17 protein-coding genes are annotated in these 17,007 nt (G+C 52.2%); 8 read left to right on the top strand and 9 right to left on the bottom strand.

The features are described 5' to 3' along the window. Positions 1-447: LysR substrate-binding domain-containing protein (locus ACR0LI_RS20425; RefSeq protein ID WP_480719158.1), on the top strand; the 447-nt coding region annotated here is incomplete at its 5' end. A gap of 30 nt (positions 448-477) precedes the next feature. Here ACR0LI_RS20425 and ACR0LI_RS20420 read toward each other — a convergent pair. The 4 genes from ACR0LI_RS20420 to ACR0LI_RS20405 form a co-directional block, all read right to left on the bottom strand. Continuing rightward, positions 478-1,047, bottom strand: a complete 570-nt coding sequence (locus tag ACR0LI_RS20420) for a carboxymuconolactone decarboxylase family protein (protein WP_170473744.1) — start codon at positions 1,045-1,047, stop codon at positions 478-480. A gap of 137 nt (positions 1,048-1,184) precedes the next feature. Continuing rightward, positions 1,185-1,670 carry a YHS domain-containing (seleno)protein gene (locus tag ACR0LI_RS20415; protein WP_170379992.1) on the bottom strand — a complete coding sequence of 162 codons (486 nt, stop codon included), beginning with the start codon at positions 1,668-1,670 and terminating at the stop codon, positions 1,185-1,187. Positions 1,671-1,718: 48 nt separating this feature from the next. Further along, on the bottom strand, positions 1,719-2,585 hold the full coding sequence (locus ACR0LI_RS20410) for a cysteine hydrolase family protein (RefSeq protein WP_058282012.1): 867 nt from the start codon (positions 2,583-2,585) through the stop codon (positions 1,719-1,721). 161 nt (positions 2,586-2,746) lie between these two features. Next, on the bottom strand, positions 2,747-3,724 hold the full coding sequence (locus ACR0LI_RS20405) for an AraC family transcriptional regulator (protein WP_237217123.1): 978 nt from the start codon (positions 3,722-3,724) through the stop codon (positions 2,747-2,749). Between the two features lie 227 nt (positions 3,725-3,951). Here ACR0LI_RS20405 and ACR0LI_RS20400 point away from each other — a divergent pair, with 227 nt between their 5' ends. The 4 genes from ACR0LI_RS20400 to ACR0LI_RS20385 all read left to right on the top strand — a co-directional run bounded on the left by ACR0LI_RS20400 (position 3,952) and on the right by ACR0LI_RS20385 (position 7,607). Next, positions 3,952-4,824 (top strand): bile acid:sodium symporter family protein, encoded by an 873-nt coding sequence (locus tag ACR0LI_RS20400; protein WP_480719157.1) that lies wholly within the window; start codon positions 3,952-3,954, stop codon positions 4,822-4,824. 475 nt (positions 4,825-5,299) lie between these two features. Beyond that, the gene (locus tag ACR0LI_RS20395) at positions 5,300-5,872 is read left to right on the top strand and encodes a carboxymuconolactone decarboxylase family protein (RefSeq protein WP_480719156.1); all 573 of its coding nucleotides are present in this window, start codon (positions 5,300-5,302) and stop codon (positions 5,870-5,872) included. Between the two features lie 223 nt (positions 5,873-6,095). After that, positions 6,096-6,875, top strand: coding sequence for a methyltransferase domain-containing protein (locus tag ACR0LI_RS20390; RefSeq protein WP_480719155.1), 780 nt, complete (start codon positions 6,096-6,098; stop codon positions 6,873-6,875). Positions 6,876-7,460: 585 nt separating this feature from the next. Then, positions 7,461-7,607 carry a hypothetical protein gene (locus ACR0LI_RS20385; protein ID WP_480496637.1) on the top strand — a complete coding sequence of 49 codons (147 nt, stop codon included), beginning with the start codon at positions 7,461-7,463 and terminating at the stop codon, positions 7,605-7,607. On the opposite strand, the gene ACR0LI_RS20380 is transcribed toward ACR0LI_RS20385, so the two are convergent. Both ACR0LI_RS20380 and ACR0LI_RS20375 read right to left on the bottom strand, forming a co-directional pair. Then, positions 7,604-8,740 (bottom strand): hypothetical protein, encoded by a 1,137-nt coding sequence (locus ACR0LI_RS20380; protein ID WP_480719154.1) that lies wholly within the window; start codon positions 8,738-8,740, stop codon positions 7,604-7,606. The genes ACR0LI_RS20385 and ACR0LI_RS20380 overlap by 4 nt on opposite strands. A gap of 50 nt (positions 8,741-8,790) precedes the next feature. Then, entirely contained in the window at positions 8,791-9,018 is a 228-nt protein-coding gene (locus ACR0LI_RS20375) for a hypothetical protein (RefSeq protein WP_480719153.1), read from the bottom strand. Between the two features lie 204 nt (positions 9,019-9,222). On the opposite strand from ACR0LI_RS20375, the gene ACR0LI_RS20370 reads away from it, so the two are divergent. The 3 genes from ACR0LI_RS20370 to ACR0LI_RS20360 all read left to right on the top strand — a co-directional run bounded on the left by ACR0LI_RS20370 (position 9,223) and on the right by ACR0LI_RS20360 (position 11,636). Next, positions 9,223-10,158: a hypothetical protein gene (locus ACR0LI_RS20370; RefSeq protein WP_480719152.1), complete on the top strand. Its 936-nt coding sequence runs from the start codon at positions 9,223-9,225 to the stop codon at positions 10,156-10,158. A gap of 133 nt (positions 10,159-10,291) precedes the next feature. After that, positions 10,292-11,053: an abortive infection family protein gene (locus tag ACR0LI_RS20365; RefSeq protein ID WP_480719151.1), complete on the top strand. Its 762-nt coding sequence runs from the start codon at positions 10,292-10,294 to the stop codon at positions 11,051-11,053. A 55-nt stretch (positions 11,054-11,108) separates the two neighbouring features. Next, entirely contained in the window at positions 11,109-11,636 is a 528-nt protein-coding gene (locus tag ACR0LI_RS20360; RefSeq protein WP_480719150.1) for a hypothetical protein, read from the top strand. 28 nt (positions 11,637-11,664) lie between these two features. Here ACR0LI_RS20360 and ACR0LI_RS20355 read toward each other — a convergent pair whose 3' ends face one another. The 3 genes from ACR0LI_RS20355 to ACR0LI_RS20345 are packed head-to-tail and all read right to left on the bottom strand — an operon-like array spanning position 11,665 to position 17,001. Then, positions 11,665-12,012 (bottom strand): hypothetical protein, encoded by a 348-nt coding sequence (locus tag ACR0LI_RS20355; RefSeq protein WP_480719149.1) that lies wholly within the window; start codon positions 12,010-12,012, stop codon positions 11,665-11,667. A gap of 11 nt (positions 12,013-12,023) precedes the next feature. Further along, the gene (locus ACR0LI_RS20350; protein ID WP_480719148.1) at positions 12,024-15,017 is read right to left on the bottom strand and encodes a type III restriction-modification system endonuclease; all 2,994 of its coding nucleotides are present in this window, start codon (positions 15,015-15,017) and stop codon (positions 12,024-12,026) included. A 16-nt stretch (positions 15,018-15,033) separates the two neighbouring features. Next, positions 15,034-17,001 carry a site-specific DNA-methyltransferase gene (locus ACR0LI_RS20345; protein WP_480719147.1) on the bottom strand — a complete coding sequence of 656 codons (1,968 nt, stop codon included), beginning with the start codon at positions 16,999-17,001 and terminating at the stop codon, positions 15,034-15,036. Positions 17,002-17,007: the final 6 nt, after the last annotated feature.

Here is a 17,007-nt window from a genome sequence, read left to right as displayed (position 1 = left end):
GCTGTAGAAAGCTCAGCACCTCTCACCTGCTTACCAATGGACAGTGCCTCGGAAACCACTCCTCCCGGGCTGTGGAGAGCCACAAGGTCGGCGATCATTAATTCTACTGCCCTGAATGCATCCGCCCAATGGCATTTTCAAAGCGGTAGAAAGAGCATAACCAAACGAGTGAACCCACGCATCAGCATGAATACTAATGACGCCGTGATTGAGTTGGCGTTGCAAGGTCATGGGATCGGACGGCTTTTGTCGTATCAGGTGGCACCCTTCATTGCAGATGGGCGGCTCAAGACTGTCATGAAGTCATATGAGCCACCCGAGGTTCCCATCCATCTTGTGCATCAAGAGGGTCGAACCGTGTCTGCGAAGGTACGCGCTTTTGTTGATTTTGCGGTCGAACGTCTCAAATCGGATTCCCTTATTGGCCAGAACCAAACTCAGGCCTAAGCGCAAGACCAACAATTAGGCAATATCGCGCTATTCAGCCGCCGCCGCGGATGAGGCGGTCCATGCATTTGGGACAAACGCATCATCCAAAGCCGTTTCCGCCACATGGTTCGTATAGTTCGACAGGATTTTCAACGCTGTGCCAAGGATGACTTCCAGCATGGTCTGGCGGGTATAGCCAGCCGTCAGAAACGCCTCGACCTGTGCGTCGCTGGGCCAGCCTCGGCTTTCGTTGATCACGATGACGAATTTGCGCAGTGCTTCCAATTTGGGGTCGGCGATAGGGCTGCCATCGCGTAACGCTGCGATCACGTCTTCGGGGACACCGGCCATCTGTGAAAGAGTGGTATGGGCGGCCATGCAGTACTTGCACCCGTTCAACCGGTTGTTAGTCATAAGGATGATCTGGCGCTCAGTCTCTGACAGGCTGGTCTTTCCAAAGATGTTGGAAAGTGTCGTATAGCCTTCCAAAATTGCGGGCGCTTCGGCCATGGCCGCATAAAGGTTGGGCACAAAACCATATCCTTTCAGCGATGCTTCCAGAATTGGTTTCGCGGCATCAGGGGCTGAGGCGATTGTATAGGTCTCAAAATCAGTCATGTCTGGTTTCCTTTGGGAAGAGTTTTCGACGCTCGCGAATTGTCATTGCGGACAGGGCGTCTTGGAGAAATGCCGGCCTTTTGGGGAGGGGAGAGGCAGCGGTGGCTCCGACCGGCAAAAGCCACCAAATTCCTCGATCAAAGGCTGCTGACAGGCGTGTGGTGGATGTCTGCCCACTTGGCATGGGCGCCTTGGATCACGGTCTCTTTGTCCTCAAGGTATTTCTTGAAGATGTCCTCATTCACAAAGAGATAGAGCTTGTTGTCCACGATATCGGCATACCGAACATCGCCATCAAGCTTCTTGCCTACATAGACGCCAAAGGCGCAGAACCCGCCGAATTGAGGCAGATGTGCCGTCGGATCCGCCTCGAATGTGGCTTGCGCTGCCTGCGACGCAAAATAGTAGTCCACTCCATCATGGGCCGATGTAAAAGTGGCGTTGCCCATTTCGGGTTTTTCGGCTTCAAACATCGATACAGGATCGACGCCATGCATGCCGAGGGGCTGCCCGGTCAAGGTAAGACTGTTCGAAACGTTGTATTCATCGTCAGCCAATGCCGCCGCCGCCAGGGCGAGAGTCAACGCTGTTGTAAGTGCGGGAAATGTAAAGATGCGTGTCATGATATGTCCTTTCAGGATGTCGGGATCAAATTTGAAGATCGATTTGGGTCAGGCCGATTGGCCAATGCGCTCAACCGCGTCGTCGGTCCACCAGACGCCGTTGGCGACCATTCGGAAGTTGATTATGGCGGCGAGATACCCGTCACCTTCAGGCACCTTGGCCCCGGCTGTGGCATCGCGAACGACAGCGACTTCGTAGCCCAGCTCCAGCAGCTCGTAGAGATGCGCCTGCGTACACAGGTTCGCCGACATCCCCGCGAGGATCACCTTGTCGATCTTGCGTTTACGCAATTGCAGGTTCAGGTCATTCTGAGCCGGGCTATAAACCTTGTGTGGCGAGCAAATGATGGTTTCGCCATCCTCGATGTACTTCTTGTATTGCGGCATCCAGTCGGCACCTGAGCCCTCGAAGTTGTCCAAATTGAGCGGTCCCAGGCGGTCAAACATGCCGATGCTGTGCATCGTGGCTTCCAGAGTGCCCTCGAACTCCCACTTGTGGTCATGCGGGTAGTAATAGTGGGGCGAGATGAAGACCGGCATCCCCGCAGCCTTGGCGGCAATGAAAAGCCGTTCGATATTATCGACCGTGCCCTGTTCGGTCACGCTTTCGCCAACGACACCCCACGTCACACCGTCTTCTGACAAAAAATCAATCTGGGGGTCGGTCACCACAAGCGCAGTACGCCCCGGCTCGATGGTCATGTCGATTTGGGGAAGGCCTGGATTTTCCGGGTCAGCATAGTAGGCGCGTGCTTCGTCGGTCGCGGCAAGGGCCTGCCCGCCAGCCACTATTGTTGTACCTGCCGCGGCCGCACCGGCGGCTTGTTGCAAGAGTCGCCGGCGCGCCATATCAACGCGTTCGGGCGTGACGTCGCAAGCGCAGCTTGCTCCATGTTTGTGGTCATGATTGCTCATTGCAAATTTCCTTTGTCTGAGAGGGGCAAATGGGTTTGCTTTACTCGGGAGCGCCCCAGGTGGATCTGACAAAGAAGAAGTTAGGCGCCACATCGATTGAGGTATCGGCCCGCCCTGCCAAGGTTTTGGCCGAACCTGCCATGTGGTCTTGAGGTGTGTGCCTAGTCGGAGGTCGCCTGCTGCCTGAATCGTGCCGGAGCCTGGCCAACCCAGCGCTTGAAGGCGCGGCTGAACGTGCTCTGTTCCGAAAACCCGGTCATAAAGGCGATCTCGGCTATGGAAGCCTTACCGTCACGGAGCAGGTCACGAGCGAGTGCAACTTGTGCCTGACCAAGAACGTCGCGATAGGTCAGCCCTTCTTCGGCCAACCTGCGGTAAAGAGTGCGCTCGCTCATTCCCATCTCTTGGGCGACATGCGCCGCCTGCGGTGCGCCGTTACTTAGGGCTGGCGTAAGCCGGTGGACAATTGCTTGGCTCAGTGAGGTGTCGTCATCGCGAGAGTTGAACTCCTCATCCAGGTGCTTCGTCATGAAATCTGACAAGCCCGGATCGCCAAGACGATTTTCGCTTTCCAGCATAGCAGGGCGCATAGCAATGGCGTTGTGGTCAGTACCAAATTGCACGGGACAAGCAAAATGCTGGGCGTAACGTTCATGCTCTTGTCGGCACGCATGTTTGAACGCGACATATTCGAGCGACAATCCAGCACCCACAAACCGATACATATTCCGTGCAAAGGCGGCAAGCGCGCATTCGTTGCGCAATTCCAAGGCGGCGCGATGTGGCGTTTGCCCTTCAAATATCCAAAGGACCGGATCGCCGGTTTCGTCAAGTCTGTAAACTGCGGTGTCCGTGACGAGACGAAAATAACGTTCAATCCGTTGCAAAGATTCCCGCAAGGTGGGAGCTGTCTTTACAGCCAGGCCAAGGACGCCGAGATCATCGGTCGCAATCGCGTTCGCATAGGCCTCAACCAACGCAACCTCATCCGCTTGTTGCGCACGAATCCAATCTATCAAATCGAAATACGCATCATCCGCCAATTGGCCGTCTTGAGCTTCTGGTAAACGCAGCACGACAGCGCCATTCGAAATCAGGGCGCCATCGTCGTTCAGCGTCATCCCGGCGGCGTTGGCCATCGCGCGGGCGAATGCGTAAGTTACACTTGCCATACAGTGAGATTAGCACTGGAATGCTCTTTCACACCAGATCGTCCAACCCTGTGATAGGTATAATAAATAAAGACAGCCTCGATCTTCGGGCGCTTGAGGATAAATGCGCCAAACTGATAAAACTCGTCATCAGGTTTTCTGAACGGTATCGTCCGAAAGCGTGCGGAAGCATGCAGTCATAGAGGTCATGGTAGATGGGCGAAATTTTTATATCTGTGCTGCTGCCGCTCGCAGTTGTTGTCATCATGTTCTGCCTTGGCCTCGGACTCACAGCGGCTGACTTTCAACGCATCGGACGACGTCCACGTGCCTTTTGCGTCGGGGCTCTCAACCAGATCATTTTGCTGCCTTGCATCGCTTTGATGGTGATCTTTACCTTTGGGATTTCCGCCGAGACAGCCGTTGGCATTATGATTTTAGCGGCCTGTCCGGGCGGGGCGATCAGTAACATCGTAACCAAGCTTTCGAATTGGGATGTTGCTTTGTCCGTTACTCTTACAGCAGTCTTCAGTCTGACTTGTGTCGTTACCGTACCGCTTATCCTGGGGTTTTCGATGCAGATGTTCATGGGGGCAACTGCGCCCGCTATCGACATCTCTTCGACGGCTTTAGCAATGTTTTTTTTAACAGCTTCTCCAATCCTAGTCGGGGTGACCGCGCGGTCATTGGCGCCGCGGATTGTAGCCGCTGTCGAACCAGTCTTTAGCAAGGTCTCTATGCTACTTTTTGCGCTGGTCATCGGAGGCGCGATCATTTCAAACTGGGTGGTGGTCGCGGATAACTTCCTTAGGCTTGGACCCGCACTTTTGGTTGTAGGTGCGTCACTCACGTTTATTGGCATCATGAGTTCAGGGATGCTCGGATGCACAGACATCGAGGCGAAGACGATTTCAATTGAGACCGGCGTTCAAAACGGAGCTTTGGGGATCGCAATTGCCACCTTGCTGTTGCCAAACACCAATGGGTTAAGCGAATATGCCATCCCATCCGCAATTTATAGCGTGGTCTGGATCGTAACAATGTTGCCTGTGTTCGCTTTCCTTGCGCGAAGAAGCCCAATTTTATGATCCTGACGTCTATTTGCCAGCTCTGGTTATGGGCTGGGCCAAGCCCCTTAGTTTCCATGCCGGAGCGCCATCTGGTCAAAGAGCGATCAAGGAGCTCCCAAGCCCTCTGTGGAACGGCCGCTTTGGCGATTTTCCCTGTTGAAGGGAAAAACTGTTGCTGCCAGTGCGGTGAATCCTGCGTCAGCGAAGGTGTAGACTCCAAGGTCAGTTTTGTCCGCAAGGCGGAAGTCACCACGCTTGGATGTGAAGCTCCGGGTTTGAGCTCAATCCATACTTTGAAGACTTACGAGAACGGCTCAAATGAAATTGCCTTTAACCAAACGACGAACTTGCTGGGGTCTCGTTAGGCAAACCTGCCGTTCGCAGTTTCCTACAGAGTCTTTTCGGAACCAAGAATTGCTTTAGGATTGCGTAAATTACGTTGGTTCATCACTTTGAGACAAAGTTATCCAAAGCAAGATTGAAAGAGAAATGAATGAAACGCCTGTTTCCATCTCTGCCGGAGAACGCGACACTCGGAAGTGTTTATCAAGCCTTTCCGGACAAACTTTCTCCGCTTTGTTCGTACGAAAGCTTGGTGATGAGGGGAGAGAGCGACCTATCGGTCGCCCAACGTGAATTGATTGCAGCCTATGTCTCGGGTCTGAATGCTTGTGCGTATTGCCATGGGGCGCACATCGTTTTCGCCAAAGCCTACGGCATTGAGGTCGAGACAATCGAGGCACTGATGGAAGATCGCGATACAGCACCTGTCGAGGATCATCTCAAACCGTTACTGGCATACATTGAAAAGCTCACCGTCTCGCCATCACGAATGACGGAAGCCGATGCAAAAGCAGTCTACGCGGCAGGCTGGTCGGAGAGTGCATTGTTCGATGCTATCCAAGTTTGCGGTGTCTTTAATCTCGTGAACCGCTTCATAGAAGGAACAGGTGTTCAAAGCCCTGGCACCGATCCAAGAGAAGCGGACGAAGCCACTTTGAACCGATGCCGCAGTGACAGCTTTTACACCGATTTCGGACGGGAGAACGGCCTCGACATCCCTTGAATTGATGTTGTTCGAACTTTCGAGCGACGACAAAAAGCTGGTTCGATAAAGCGGCAGAAGCGTCCTTACCTCCCGAGGTTAACCAATTCGTCGATACCAGTCGGCACCTTCATCTATTGTTGGTGGATCTATGTTCAAACCAAAATGATCCGTCCTGCTTTTCGTAGAAATCCCATTTTCTGATAAGGTTTTGGGGACATGTGTTCTTTGTAAGGGGAGCGAGTTGCTTAAATTTGACGCTGAAACAACGAAATTACTTGAAATCGCCTATCAGGGAGCAGAATTGACTCGGCGAAGACAGGCTTCATTTGATGCGCTGTGCCCGGCTCCCGGTGAGACTATTTTGGATGTCGGTTGTGGCAACGGGATGTTAACTGTGGAGTTGGCCCGCGCAGTTGGCTCGGATGGCTATGTCATCGGGATCGACCCAAGCGAGGATATGACAGCAGCCGCAAGAGAACGATGCAGCGACTACGCAAACGTGGAGTTTCGTGCTGGGGCCGCAAATAGCTTGCCCGTTGAGGATGAAAGTGCTGACAAGGCCGTCTCGGTACAGGTCTTTGAATACATCGAAGACGTAGACGGTGCGCTGGCTGACACGCTGAGGTGCGTCAAACCCGGCGGGCGCCTCGTCATCAGCGATCTACACTTTGGCAGCTTGATTTGGTTCAGCGACGAGCCCGACAGAATGCAAAAAATGCTGACATCCTGGAACCAGCACTTTGTGAGTGGTTCCCTCCCGGAAAGACTGCCCGCGCTGATAAAGGCTCGCGGCGACTATGTGGAAGATGTCTTGTCGTTCACAATGACAGATCACCAGTTAAAGCCTGATGGCCTCGCAATCATGATGATGCACCTCATGAAGCAATACGCTGTTGCAAATGACCATGTTGATCCCGCTGTTGCGCAATCGTGGTTCGATGAGCAGCTCGGCCTTGCAAAAGCTGGACGCTTCTTCTTTTCGATGACCCAATTTATCGTCGTGGCGCGCAAAAAGGGTTGATCGTTCCACAATACTGCCACTTGACCTCGGCCGTGCGCGCTAAAACATCGTATGGAGCAAGGTTGGCGGCTGGCGGTTGTCTACCGTCGCCACTCGAATGCCAAGAGTTTAAGGCCGTCTCGCAATCAGTGTTGCAAAGACCTGATAGCCAAAAAGTGTGCGCTCTCTTGCTCGACGGCGATACTCGGCGACTAATCCATTGTGCAGATCCTCTCCAATGTCACCGCGTTTCTGCGACGATGAATGCGAACCGCCGTTTTGTCCGCAAAACAGACATCAAGGGAAGTTCTTTCAACGTCCGAATTGAGCCCTAAGATGGTGTTGTCAGAAAAAGCCGGGCTTCAAACTAGCTATAGCAAATAGTTAATTATAATTAACATAATGTTTATTACACGAGTTTGGATTTCACACTCACCCTAAGACAATCCCGTTTGTCCCCTACACTACCAGTTCACACAGCACCGGATTCTAACCCCAATGGGTTTTGACTTCTGTCAGCCATTCAAGACTGTCCCCGATTCCCCACTCCAATGGCTTGATTGCTCATCATATTTTGAGGTCACCCTAGCAATGAAAGGACAGCACATGGGACGCTACAACGGCAACGACCACAGCAAAGACGAGAACGACAACCACTCGGATCAGATGAACCCGAACAACGACACATATTGGACCGACCGGGGCCACGACGAGCGGCCGGACGACTGGGAAAGCGTCTACGACGACGATTAAGGAGTCAGCGCGGGGACGTAGGAGGTCTCTAGGTTCAGAGCCTCCTGCAATCTCTCTTTAGGCATAGCCTGAAGTTCCCGATAATCGTCAAACGGAGAGATCGGATCAAGCGTTAGGTTGCTGGTTCGTCGTAGACGCTCAAATGCCCGCTGACAGAAGCTGGCTGTGTTTGCGAGCATAAAGAGTGCGATATCCGATCTCTCATCCAGCCTTGATTTCGTGCACAGGTTTGCATGAACACTAAGACAAACATGGTGCGCTGGAATACTGGTGCCAGCCCGAAACCTTTTAGCCTCTCTGTGTGTGCTGGGCTCTGCGGGAAGATCAAACGCCTTCCTGTAAAAGTCAGCGTTGGTCTCAATGCCACTGATTTTCTTTGCTCGATCCAGGAAATACCGGATGGCCTCAAGATTGCCTGTGTCTGGGTTTCTAGAAGCGAGCAAATCAGCAAAACTCCAAAAAGCTTTTTCCGAAGGGTTCCTTTCAGCACTCTCAATACTCAACATGCGAAGGAACGCAAATAGCCCCAAGGTTTGTGCCGGAAAATGCCAGTCATCCGAGAGATCTGCCTCATTTGTTCGGAGCGCAGAAAGATACCATTGCATTGTATCCGTATGCGCCCAAGGCAGCTGGGCAATCATATCAATCGCCTCTGAGCGCCTGTTCACCTGCCAAAGGGCTCGACAAACGATAGACCCTCTCGCCAACTTTGTAGTGAAGTCCGCCGTCTGCGGGGCCCAGTTTTTCATCCGGGCAGATAGCAAAAAGCGAGACCAGTCGGACTCCCTTTCACTTGGTGGAGCCTGATTGAAAAATTCCACATCAGCCTCACCGTAATTTAGCTTTCGCAGCAATGCATCAAATGCGTCCAGAAAATCCTGACCACCCTTACTGTTCGCCATCTGCGACATAGGAGTGTTCTTCGCGCGAGCACGCTGAGCTGCCCGGTAAGCTCGCTCGTTGCCGCTTTTACTACCCAAAATGAAGGTGGTCAGATTGCCACCAACAACTCTGTAGACATCATCAGGCTCTGAAAAGAAGTACATTTTTAGCTCAGTAGTTTCAATGGGTCCAAGCAATTGACCAAGACGAGTTTCGGTAGGCCTTGGATATCGCCTTCCTGAAGGCGTCAAGACGCTGTCCGATGGCGGCTCTGAAAACAAACTCAAAATCCAGACGAAGACTATGGCAACATTTTCTTGGTATCAGCGCTATCGACTCTGAGCCCAGTTATTTCAGTGTTCATTAGTGCGATAACAATCGCGGACGCGATCTCCGCTGGCCCAATAATACCTTCATCATTGAAATCTGCACCAGCCTCAATTTGAGCCGATCTCACCCAGTCCTCCAGCTCAAGCTGGCCAGACATATAGAGATCGTAGTCTATGCGAATTTTTCCAATTCTCATCATTCTAGTCCGCCGTATTAGATGTGTCGGACCTAAAAATGCATGTGAGGGGGCTGCAACATGGGATTCATCCCATGTTGTCGGAACATCTCCCATAATGAGAAGATCCCGTGATGTTGTCCACTCACGTAAAAATTAATTTTACGTGAAAGTATTTTTTACGCTATTTGATGCATAACGTGAACTGGCTAATCGTGAGGACTACCTATGGAATTCCGTGCATCTAGTGTTGCGGCCGAGCAAAATGCGCTTGCTTTGAAGTACCTGACGCAAAACCTGGAGGACGCCGAGGCTGGACGCCAGCTCTTCGATGGCCTGGTAGAAGGTCTGGGGTGTCCCGTTGAATCTTATCCTGAATGGCACCCAATCCTGACTGCACCACCCGAACCTCGTCATCGGCCACCATATGATCTTGGAAGCCTCCCTGTTTTTGATGGTATCGATCACACGATCCGCTTCGTGCGCGGCTTTGTCACCTGCCCATACTCGGAAGAAGTCGCTGATCGCCTTGTCAACAAAGTCAACAAAGTCCCGGATCTCTACGCCTATCGACCTGATGGCCCCTTGTACGCTGACAGCGCCTATCCCGTGGTCGTTGAGGCAACCAGTGTGACACTGGAAGCGGACGGTACGATCAAAAGCCGGGATGCGATCCGGTGGTTTGTCGAGAAGACCATCGAGGTTGGCCGCGATGCTGAAGTCGCCGAGACCTGGTGGAACATCCGCTCCTACCTTCTGGGCAGACCACATGGTTCACGGTCATCTCTCTTCGTAAATCAGTACGCTGGTGGGCATATCAGAAAGATCTTAGAGACCCTGAATGCCAGCGGCATCTTTGGCGAGATCAAAGAGTCGTCGCTTGACATGCTGTCTGAAAAGAAGCGGGATACCATCAGCCAAACGCTCCTCAGGGCAGCGTTGAAGGCGTCAAAAAGCAAGGGTGAAGAATTCGATTTCGAGCTCAGGGGTGAGACCTGCAAAGCAACCGTACGCGACACCTGGAGCGACGGGCATGAGCTATCGATCAAGGTCATGATCGGGGACTACGACTTGAGCACATCGGGGTTCTATTATCAAAAAGGTGACAAGTTGCAGTGTTCGGATCCGCGTGGAAAGCGAGCGCTGGCAGAGAAATTTCTCTGATCGGGAGATCCTCCGGCATTGCAAGCGAACATGTGCATCTGGTTGGGAAGCCAAGATCTGCATAGTTCGCTCTTTACAGCTGCCGATTTCTGAACTTCGATGTCACCACAAACTCTAAGTTTTTAGGGGGCAAATGTACTCTGGATTTGAAGCTGATCTGCCGGCCTCTCGCGTTGAACGTGTGGCTATGCTTGAGGGTATTATGATCAGCGCGGCGACCGGCGGAAGTCACGCCGATCCCAACTATGCGCTTCTCCGCACAGAATTTATGAACGATCCTGAAATCAGAGATCGCCTGCCCCACTTTGTCCGGAAATACAGAAGCCTGGATGCTTTCTGGCCTTACATCAAACATGAGCGCGGCACATATGCTGAGCGCCGACAGGTAATCTCTGAAGCATTCACGCCACTGATAGATTATTTGGAAGCACCGCAACGGAATCCAGGTGATACCCGCGTCTCCGAAGCATTGTCAGAGTTTTCGGCCGCAGGAGTAAACGAGGCCTGGGCTCGCGCACTGTCACGCCGTTCAGCTGATCCAGAAGGTGCGATCACAGCGGCGCGCACCTTGCTGGAAACAGTTTGCAAGCATGTTCTGGACGATCTGGGGAAAACGTACTCCGACAAAGAAGATCTCCCCAAACTCTACGGCATGGTCGCGAGAGAACTAAACCTCGCACCCAACCAGCATGTTGAGGAACCAATAAAGGCCATATTGGGCGGCGCCATGAACCTCGTTAATGGCCTAGGAACCCTTCGAAATCGCTTTTCAGATAGCCATGGCAGGGGCGGCAAAGCACCTGTGAAGCCTTCTGCCCGCCACGCGGCGCTGGCAGTGAACATGGCCGGCGGTTTGGCCGCATTTATCGTAGAGACGCACAAAGAACATTCATAGCTTTGAAAGCGAGTAGCAATTAGACTTTTACAATAGTGAATTTAAGGAACGCGTTTTGAGTAAGATTAATCACAGTCGCCCGCACCTTCGTTTCATCGACAACCTGCGTCGAGAACTAGCACGCGAAGCCTCGGAGATTTCCCTTCCAAGCGACCACGCGCAAGGCCAAAAAAACCGTGGAACTTCCAATGCCGTATCGGGAATGCCCCGACTTGGTCCAAGTGCCGCAAAAATCGCGATCTCCTTGCTGGACCTGCTAGAACAGTACTACGACAATCAATCTCAACTAATAAAAACCATTTCCCCTAAGGCGGCCAAAAGCGAACGCAAAAAGTCGATGATACTCAGGGCGGAAAAGGATGCCCTAGAGAAGCAGATCTTTGAAGAATCTATCATACTTTTTAAGGAGGCATTCAGAAAACAAGCGGCTGGGGACAGCTCTGTTGCAGAATGGGTGGACTGGCTAGAGGCGAAGGCAATCAGCACGAATAGCTATGCTCTTCTCGACCTGTTTGAAGTTGGGTTCAAACCTGCTTTTGAGTTCTTGAACAAAGTTATTTCGCAAAAGATTGGAGATAGATGAATTGCGTTTGCTGACAAGCTGCCGGGCTTTACTCAAAATATTCTTCGAACACAGGAAAAACAGCCACAGGGTAAATATCACCTTTAAAAGGAACCACCGGCCCCAATACCGATAAGTTGAGAGGCATGGCCGCGCCCTTCACCGGGTGCGGTCTTTTTTGATGATGATGCGTATTGCCCTCGGCATTACCTACTCCCGCGCTAGGAATTGCAACGAAGGACTGTTTTGAGCCGTCTTTAACACATTTCTGCGAAACAGCTATACCTGCAACCGGACAAGAACCAAGAATCTTTGAAATTGCTTTGGATTGCCAAGAGACGGTTGGCAAGGAGAAGCGTTCAACCGCGCACTTTTCTTCGGCTTTGATGCCAATCATCGACTTTGTTCTCAAGATACTGTTGCTTTCATTAAGTCACCTACGCCGGTGGCCTTGACGTATTTAGCCGGATTTTTGTCTTGAGCCAGAACCGCGAAGTGTTCCTTTCCGCAGGCAATTTTTGCGCCCTCTTTGTGCCGCAGGTCATCCCACCAGCCGCTGCCTTTGGTTTCGACCACAAAGTAAAGTTTTTCCTGACCTTCATCTTCGATCAGCACGGCCCAATCAGGGTTATAGGTGCCGAGCGGTGTCGGGACTTTGAACCAGCCAGGAAGCTTTGCGTAGACCTTCACCGCTTCATTGGCCTCCAGCTCTTCGGCGAAACGCCGTTCAACGCCCACTGAGTCATAAACGACATGCTCGTAGACGGACTTTTGTGTCTGTAGTGTGTTCTTCAGATAGCCCGTCAGTTCTTCCTGTTTGAAGAGTTCCTGAGCGTAGTAATGATCGTCGCCGATGCGATGGTACTTGATCCCATCGACGAGAGCGAGACGCTTTGTGCGGTTGATAGCCTCGGACGCCAAATCGATGAATTCCTGCGGGTTCTTTTTGAAGTCTGGCAGGCGGCGGCTGTCGCTCAATATCTTGACCAAGCTTTTGCGTGTGAGCTGGGTTTTGTCCTGAAGATCCGTCAGCAAGTCGGGAAGCTCGATATCGCTCTCGCTAATGGACGTAAATCCAGACGCCGATGTCTCGTTGGCCTGAACACCGCTTTTTCCTATGGCGATGTCAGCAACGCGGAACTGTGCGCGGGTCTTGGTGATGCTGGGGCCGTCCGTGATGGCACGTGCGCAATCTTCGATGAGCATGGCATTGTCAAACTCGACGCGGTAGGTTGTCTTGTGCTTGATACGTTCCCAAAGCGCCTTGAAGCCCTCGCTCTCGAGTACGGCCTCTCGGGTGCGGATCGTGATCCGCTCGTCTGCGTTTTTGATGTCGAGCTTGCCCGCCAGCTTGCGCAGAATGTCTTTGATACCGTCTTCCTGCTCTGAAAAGTCCTCGGGCAGCTTCAGGGTGTTGTCTTTGAGCGCCGTGCGGAGCGTGTCCTGCACCTTGCCCTTAGTATCAACGAAGCCGTTATCCTTGAGATATGTCCAGACCTCTTCTGACCTATCAACTCCGAGGGGGCTGGTGGTGCCATCTTCAGCGGTGACGGCCAGGTTAGCGAATTGGTGCTTCTCGACTACTCCAAAACGAATGCCTGTATCGGCTTCGATCTCTTTCTGGAGATTGTCGGCGAACTGTTCGTAGCTTTCAGTGGCGATGACAGTAAGGGTATTCACGTCGAAACCGCGAAGCCGCTGACCTTCCTGATTGACGCATAGGCGAAGCCCGCGTCCCAAGGTCTGACGACGCTCGCGCTCTGTTCCGATATCGCGCAAGGCGCAAATCTGGAAGACATTCGGATTGTCCCAGCCTTCCTTAAGGGCCGAGTGGGAGAAGATGAATTTCAACTTGGAGCCAAAGCTGAGCAGCTTCTCCTTGTCCTTCATAATTAGATTGTATGCGCGCTCTGCGTTGTCGCGGTTGGTCTGGTTGTTTTCCGCCGTCTCGGTCCAACCGCCTTTTTTGTCGATGGAGAAGTAGCCGTTGTGCACTTCATCAGCTTCGATATCGAGATCGACCTTCTCGAAGAGGGTTTGATAATCGGGATGCTTGGCCAGCTTCCGATACTCCTCTTCGAACATAAGGGCATACTTGCCCTTTATGATGTTTCTGTCCTCATCGTACTGACGGTAGAAATCTACGCTGTCTATGAAGAATAGGCTCAGCACTTTGACTTCACGCTTTTGCGCGGCAAAACGCATTTCCTTGTCCAGATGCTCTTTGATGGTGCGGCGGATCATTAGCCGCTTGAGGTCGTCTTGATTGACGCCGCCAACTTCATCGCCAGGGCGCAGCAGGGCTTCGCCACCCGGCATGCTTAATTCCATTGACTGATTATCTTTGCCGACCGTGATCGTGTCGACGCGGAAATTGGCATACAGCTCGCGGCCTGTTTCTTGTTCCAGGTCGTCGCCGTCCTCGACCGTAAAAATCTGACGCTTGATCTTGCCTCCACTTAAGATGTCAGCCTCAATCTTAGCTGTAATGGAGCCGCGCTTGTTCTCGGTTGAGATCAGCCTCACGTATGGTTTGTTGTGCCCGCCCTCGACTTCGAGCGACGCCACTTCGATCTGCTTCACCAGCTCGCGCTCATAGGCATCTACCGCATCCAAGCGGTAGACCATGTGGTGTTTGTCCACATGGGTGGCCGAATAGCGCAGCGTGCAAAGCGGGTTCATGGCTTCAAGCGCTTCTTTGCCGCGTCCCGTCATCCCGCCATCAACGCTTTGCGGCTCATCCACGATGATGATGGGGTTGGTCGCGCGCACAAGATCGATGGGCTTCTCACCGCCTGTCTTCTCGCTCTCCTTGTAGAGGTTGTTCACATCCTTTTTATTGATCGCCCCGACTGTGACGACCATGATCTGGATGTTCGGGCTGGTGGCGAAGTTGCGCACCGTGCCAGGCTTGCTGGAATCGTACTGGAAATACTCGTAGCCCTTGGCCATCGGGTAGAGGTTCTCGAAGTGCTCGCGGGTTATCTGAAGGGTCTTGTAGGTCCCTTCTTTGATCGCGACGGAGGGCACGACAATCACGAATTTGGTGAATCCGTAGCGCTTGTTCAGCTCGAAGATGGTGCGCAGGTACACGTAGGTCTTGCCCGTGCCCGTCTCCATCTCGACAGTGAAGTCACCGCTAGTCAGTGACTCCGAAGGTCGCAGGCCGTTCTTGAGCTGGATTTCCCGCATGTTCTCCAGGATTTCATCGTCCAGAAGTTCCAGCTTGTTGCCGATGCCAAGCTCGCTTTCGGTGACGCCAAACGAGCCCTGCGCCGCATCGCCAGAGCGGTGGGTGACAGTGAACTCGGTGCGGTTGATCTCTTGGCCTTTGAACAGCGCCGCCACGGCTTCAACGGCGGCATGCTGATAGTCTAGGTCGTCTTCGAAATGCAGTTTCATCGCTCAGCCCCCAATTTTACAGGCTGCGCACATGAGCGATGCCGTTCTGTTCCAGAATGGCGGTCATGTTTGTTTTGGCGATGTCGTCTGCAAAGGCGCTGTCACGGAAGACAACTTGCGTGTCTGCGGCTGGCTCCAGCTCCTTGTGCCAATCCGTGATCCCCTTGGCGAGGGCTTCGATCTCGGCCTTGTCGATGGTCTCGTCCAGACAGGCAAAGAGCACGCCATAGCCAATGGAGTAGACCGTCTTTCCTGCGATCTCCTTTTCTTCAATCGGCACGTTTAAATCCACGCCGCGTTTAAGAAGAAGTTCGTAGAGCACGTCCTGCTCACTACGACCCTCAACCAAATGCTGCGCATGATCGAGCAAAGTCTGTTCCAAGTCAGAAGCATCAGGGTTCCAGGCTCGGATGTTACTACTATCCAGCTTGAATACCTTGAAGCCGAGATCACCCTTAAACTTTGGGTAGTCTTCGGCAACTTTGTTTGCAGACCTACGAATTCGTTCTTTGCAAATCTCTGCGATTGTCATGAAGCCTTTCTCAAACGCTGTCTTGTTCTGAGATTTCGCTACTTTTTTGTCGTCTTTTAACTCAAAGGTGGGCTCCGGAAGTTGAACAGAGATGTATCGCCGCGCTCCATTGTCTTGCGCGTTTTGAAGCATTACCGCGTGAGCAGTCGTGCCAGAGCCTGCGAAAAAATCCATTATGATGTCGTTTTCGGAAGTTCCCAAAAAGACGCAACGCCGAATTAGCTCTAGGGGCTTGGGGAAGTCTAGAATGCCTCCCATGCCGAGGCGTCCGGCCTCTACTGTTCCTTGCTCGCTAATAACAGCAGTATCAGTCCAGATACTCTTTGCCTTCGTTGTGTTCTTGCGCGACTTTTCATATATGTTCCACTCTCCGTCACGCTTCTGTTTGGCAAAGACGCGCACAGGATCAGCATCTAGCCCATCGGCCTGAACTTTCTTTTTGCTCCAGCGCCAACAACTATCCGCTCCCTCACTATTCCTTGGGAAGACTTCAACACAGAACCGCTCGCTCTGCTCCAAGCTGATCAAAGCGAGGCCGTCTTCTCCTGTAGAATCTGGGTCTGCATAGATTGGGAAGAAGAGATTTGGTCGATTGTGCCGTCCAAACTTTGGGTTTCGATTTCTAAGTTCCCATAGGTCATAGCCGCCATGTTCGTCCTCGAACGGCAGGGCATCGTCATCCTTGTCGAGCTCCCCGAGGGAAGCCTCCTCAGACTTATAGTATATGAGAACGTACTCGTGGCATTTTGCTATCTCCTTGTAAGTCTGACCTCGCTTGTTGGATTGCACAATGATGGCGGTCAGAAAGTTCTCTTCACCAAATATCTCGTCGCAAATTTTCTTTAGATTGTCTTTTTCGTTATCGTCTATTGAAATGAAGATCGCACCATCTTCGGCAAGCATGGTTCGCGCTAATTTAAGGCGCGGATAGATCATGTTAAGCCAGTTTGTGTGATAGCGACCAGAAGCTTCTGTGTTCGAAGTTGTCTTGAATCCCTCTTCGGATTTCTGACCAGTGTACTTTAAATAGGTGTCGAGATTATCTTGAAACCTGTCCGGATATATGAACTCTTTTCCTGTATTGTACGGTGGGTCGATATAAATCATTTTGACTTTGCCCGCGTAGCTCTTTTGCAAAAGCTTCAAGACTTCAAGATTGTCCCCTTCGATGAAAAGGTTTTGTGTGCTCTCCCAATCAACACTCTCTTCAGGGCATGGGCGCAAGGTGCCAGTCGAGGGCGTAAGTGCGATTTGGCGGGCTTTTTTCTTACCATGCCAAGTCAGACCGTACTTCTCTTCGCTGTCTGCGACGTCATCTCCAAGCAACTGACGCAATACATCGAAGTCGATCCCATCCTCAGTGAACGCATTCGGCAAAATTGTCTTCAGCGCTTGGATGTTTTCGTCAACGATGCTCAGGCTTTCGCCATCTTCTTTTTTCAATGCGTCCATTACTCT

The organism is Ruegeria sp. CL7 (assembly GCF_056536445.1).
This window is presented reverse-complemented; position numbering and strand designations above follow the sequence as displayed.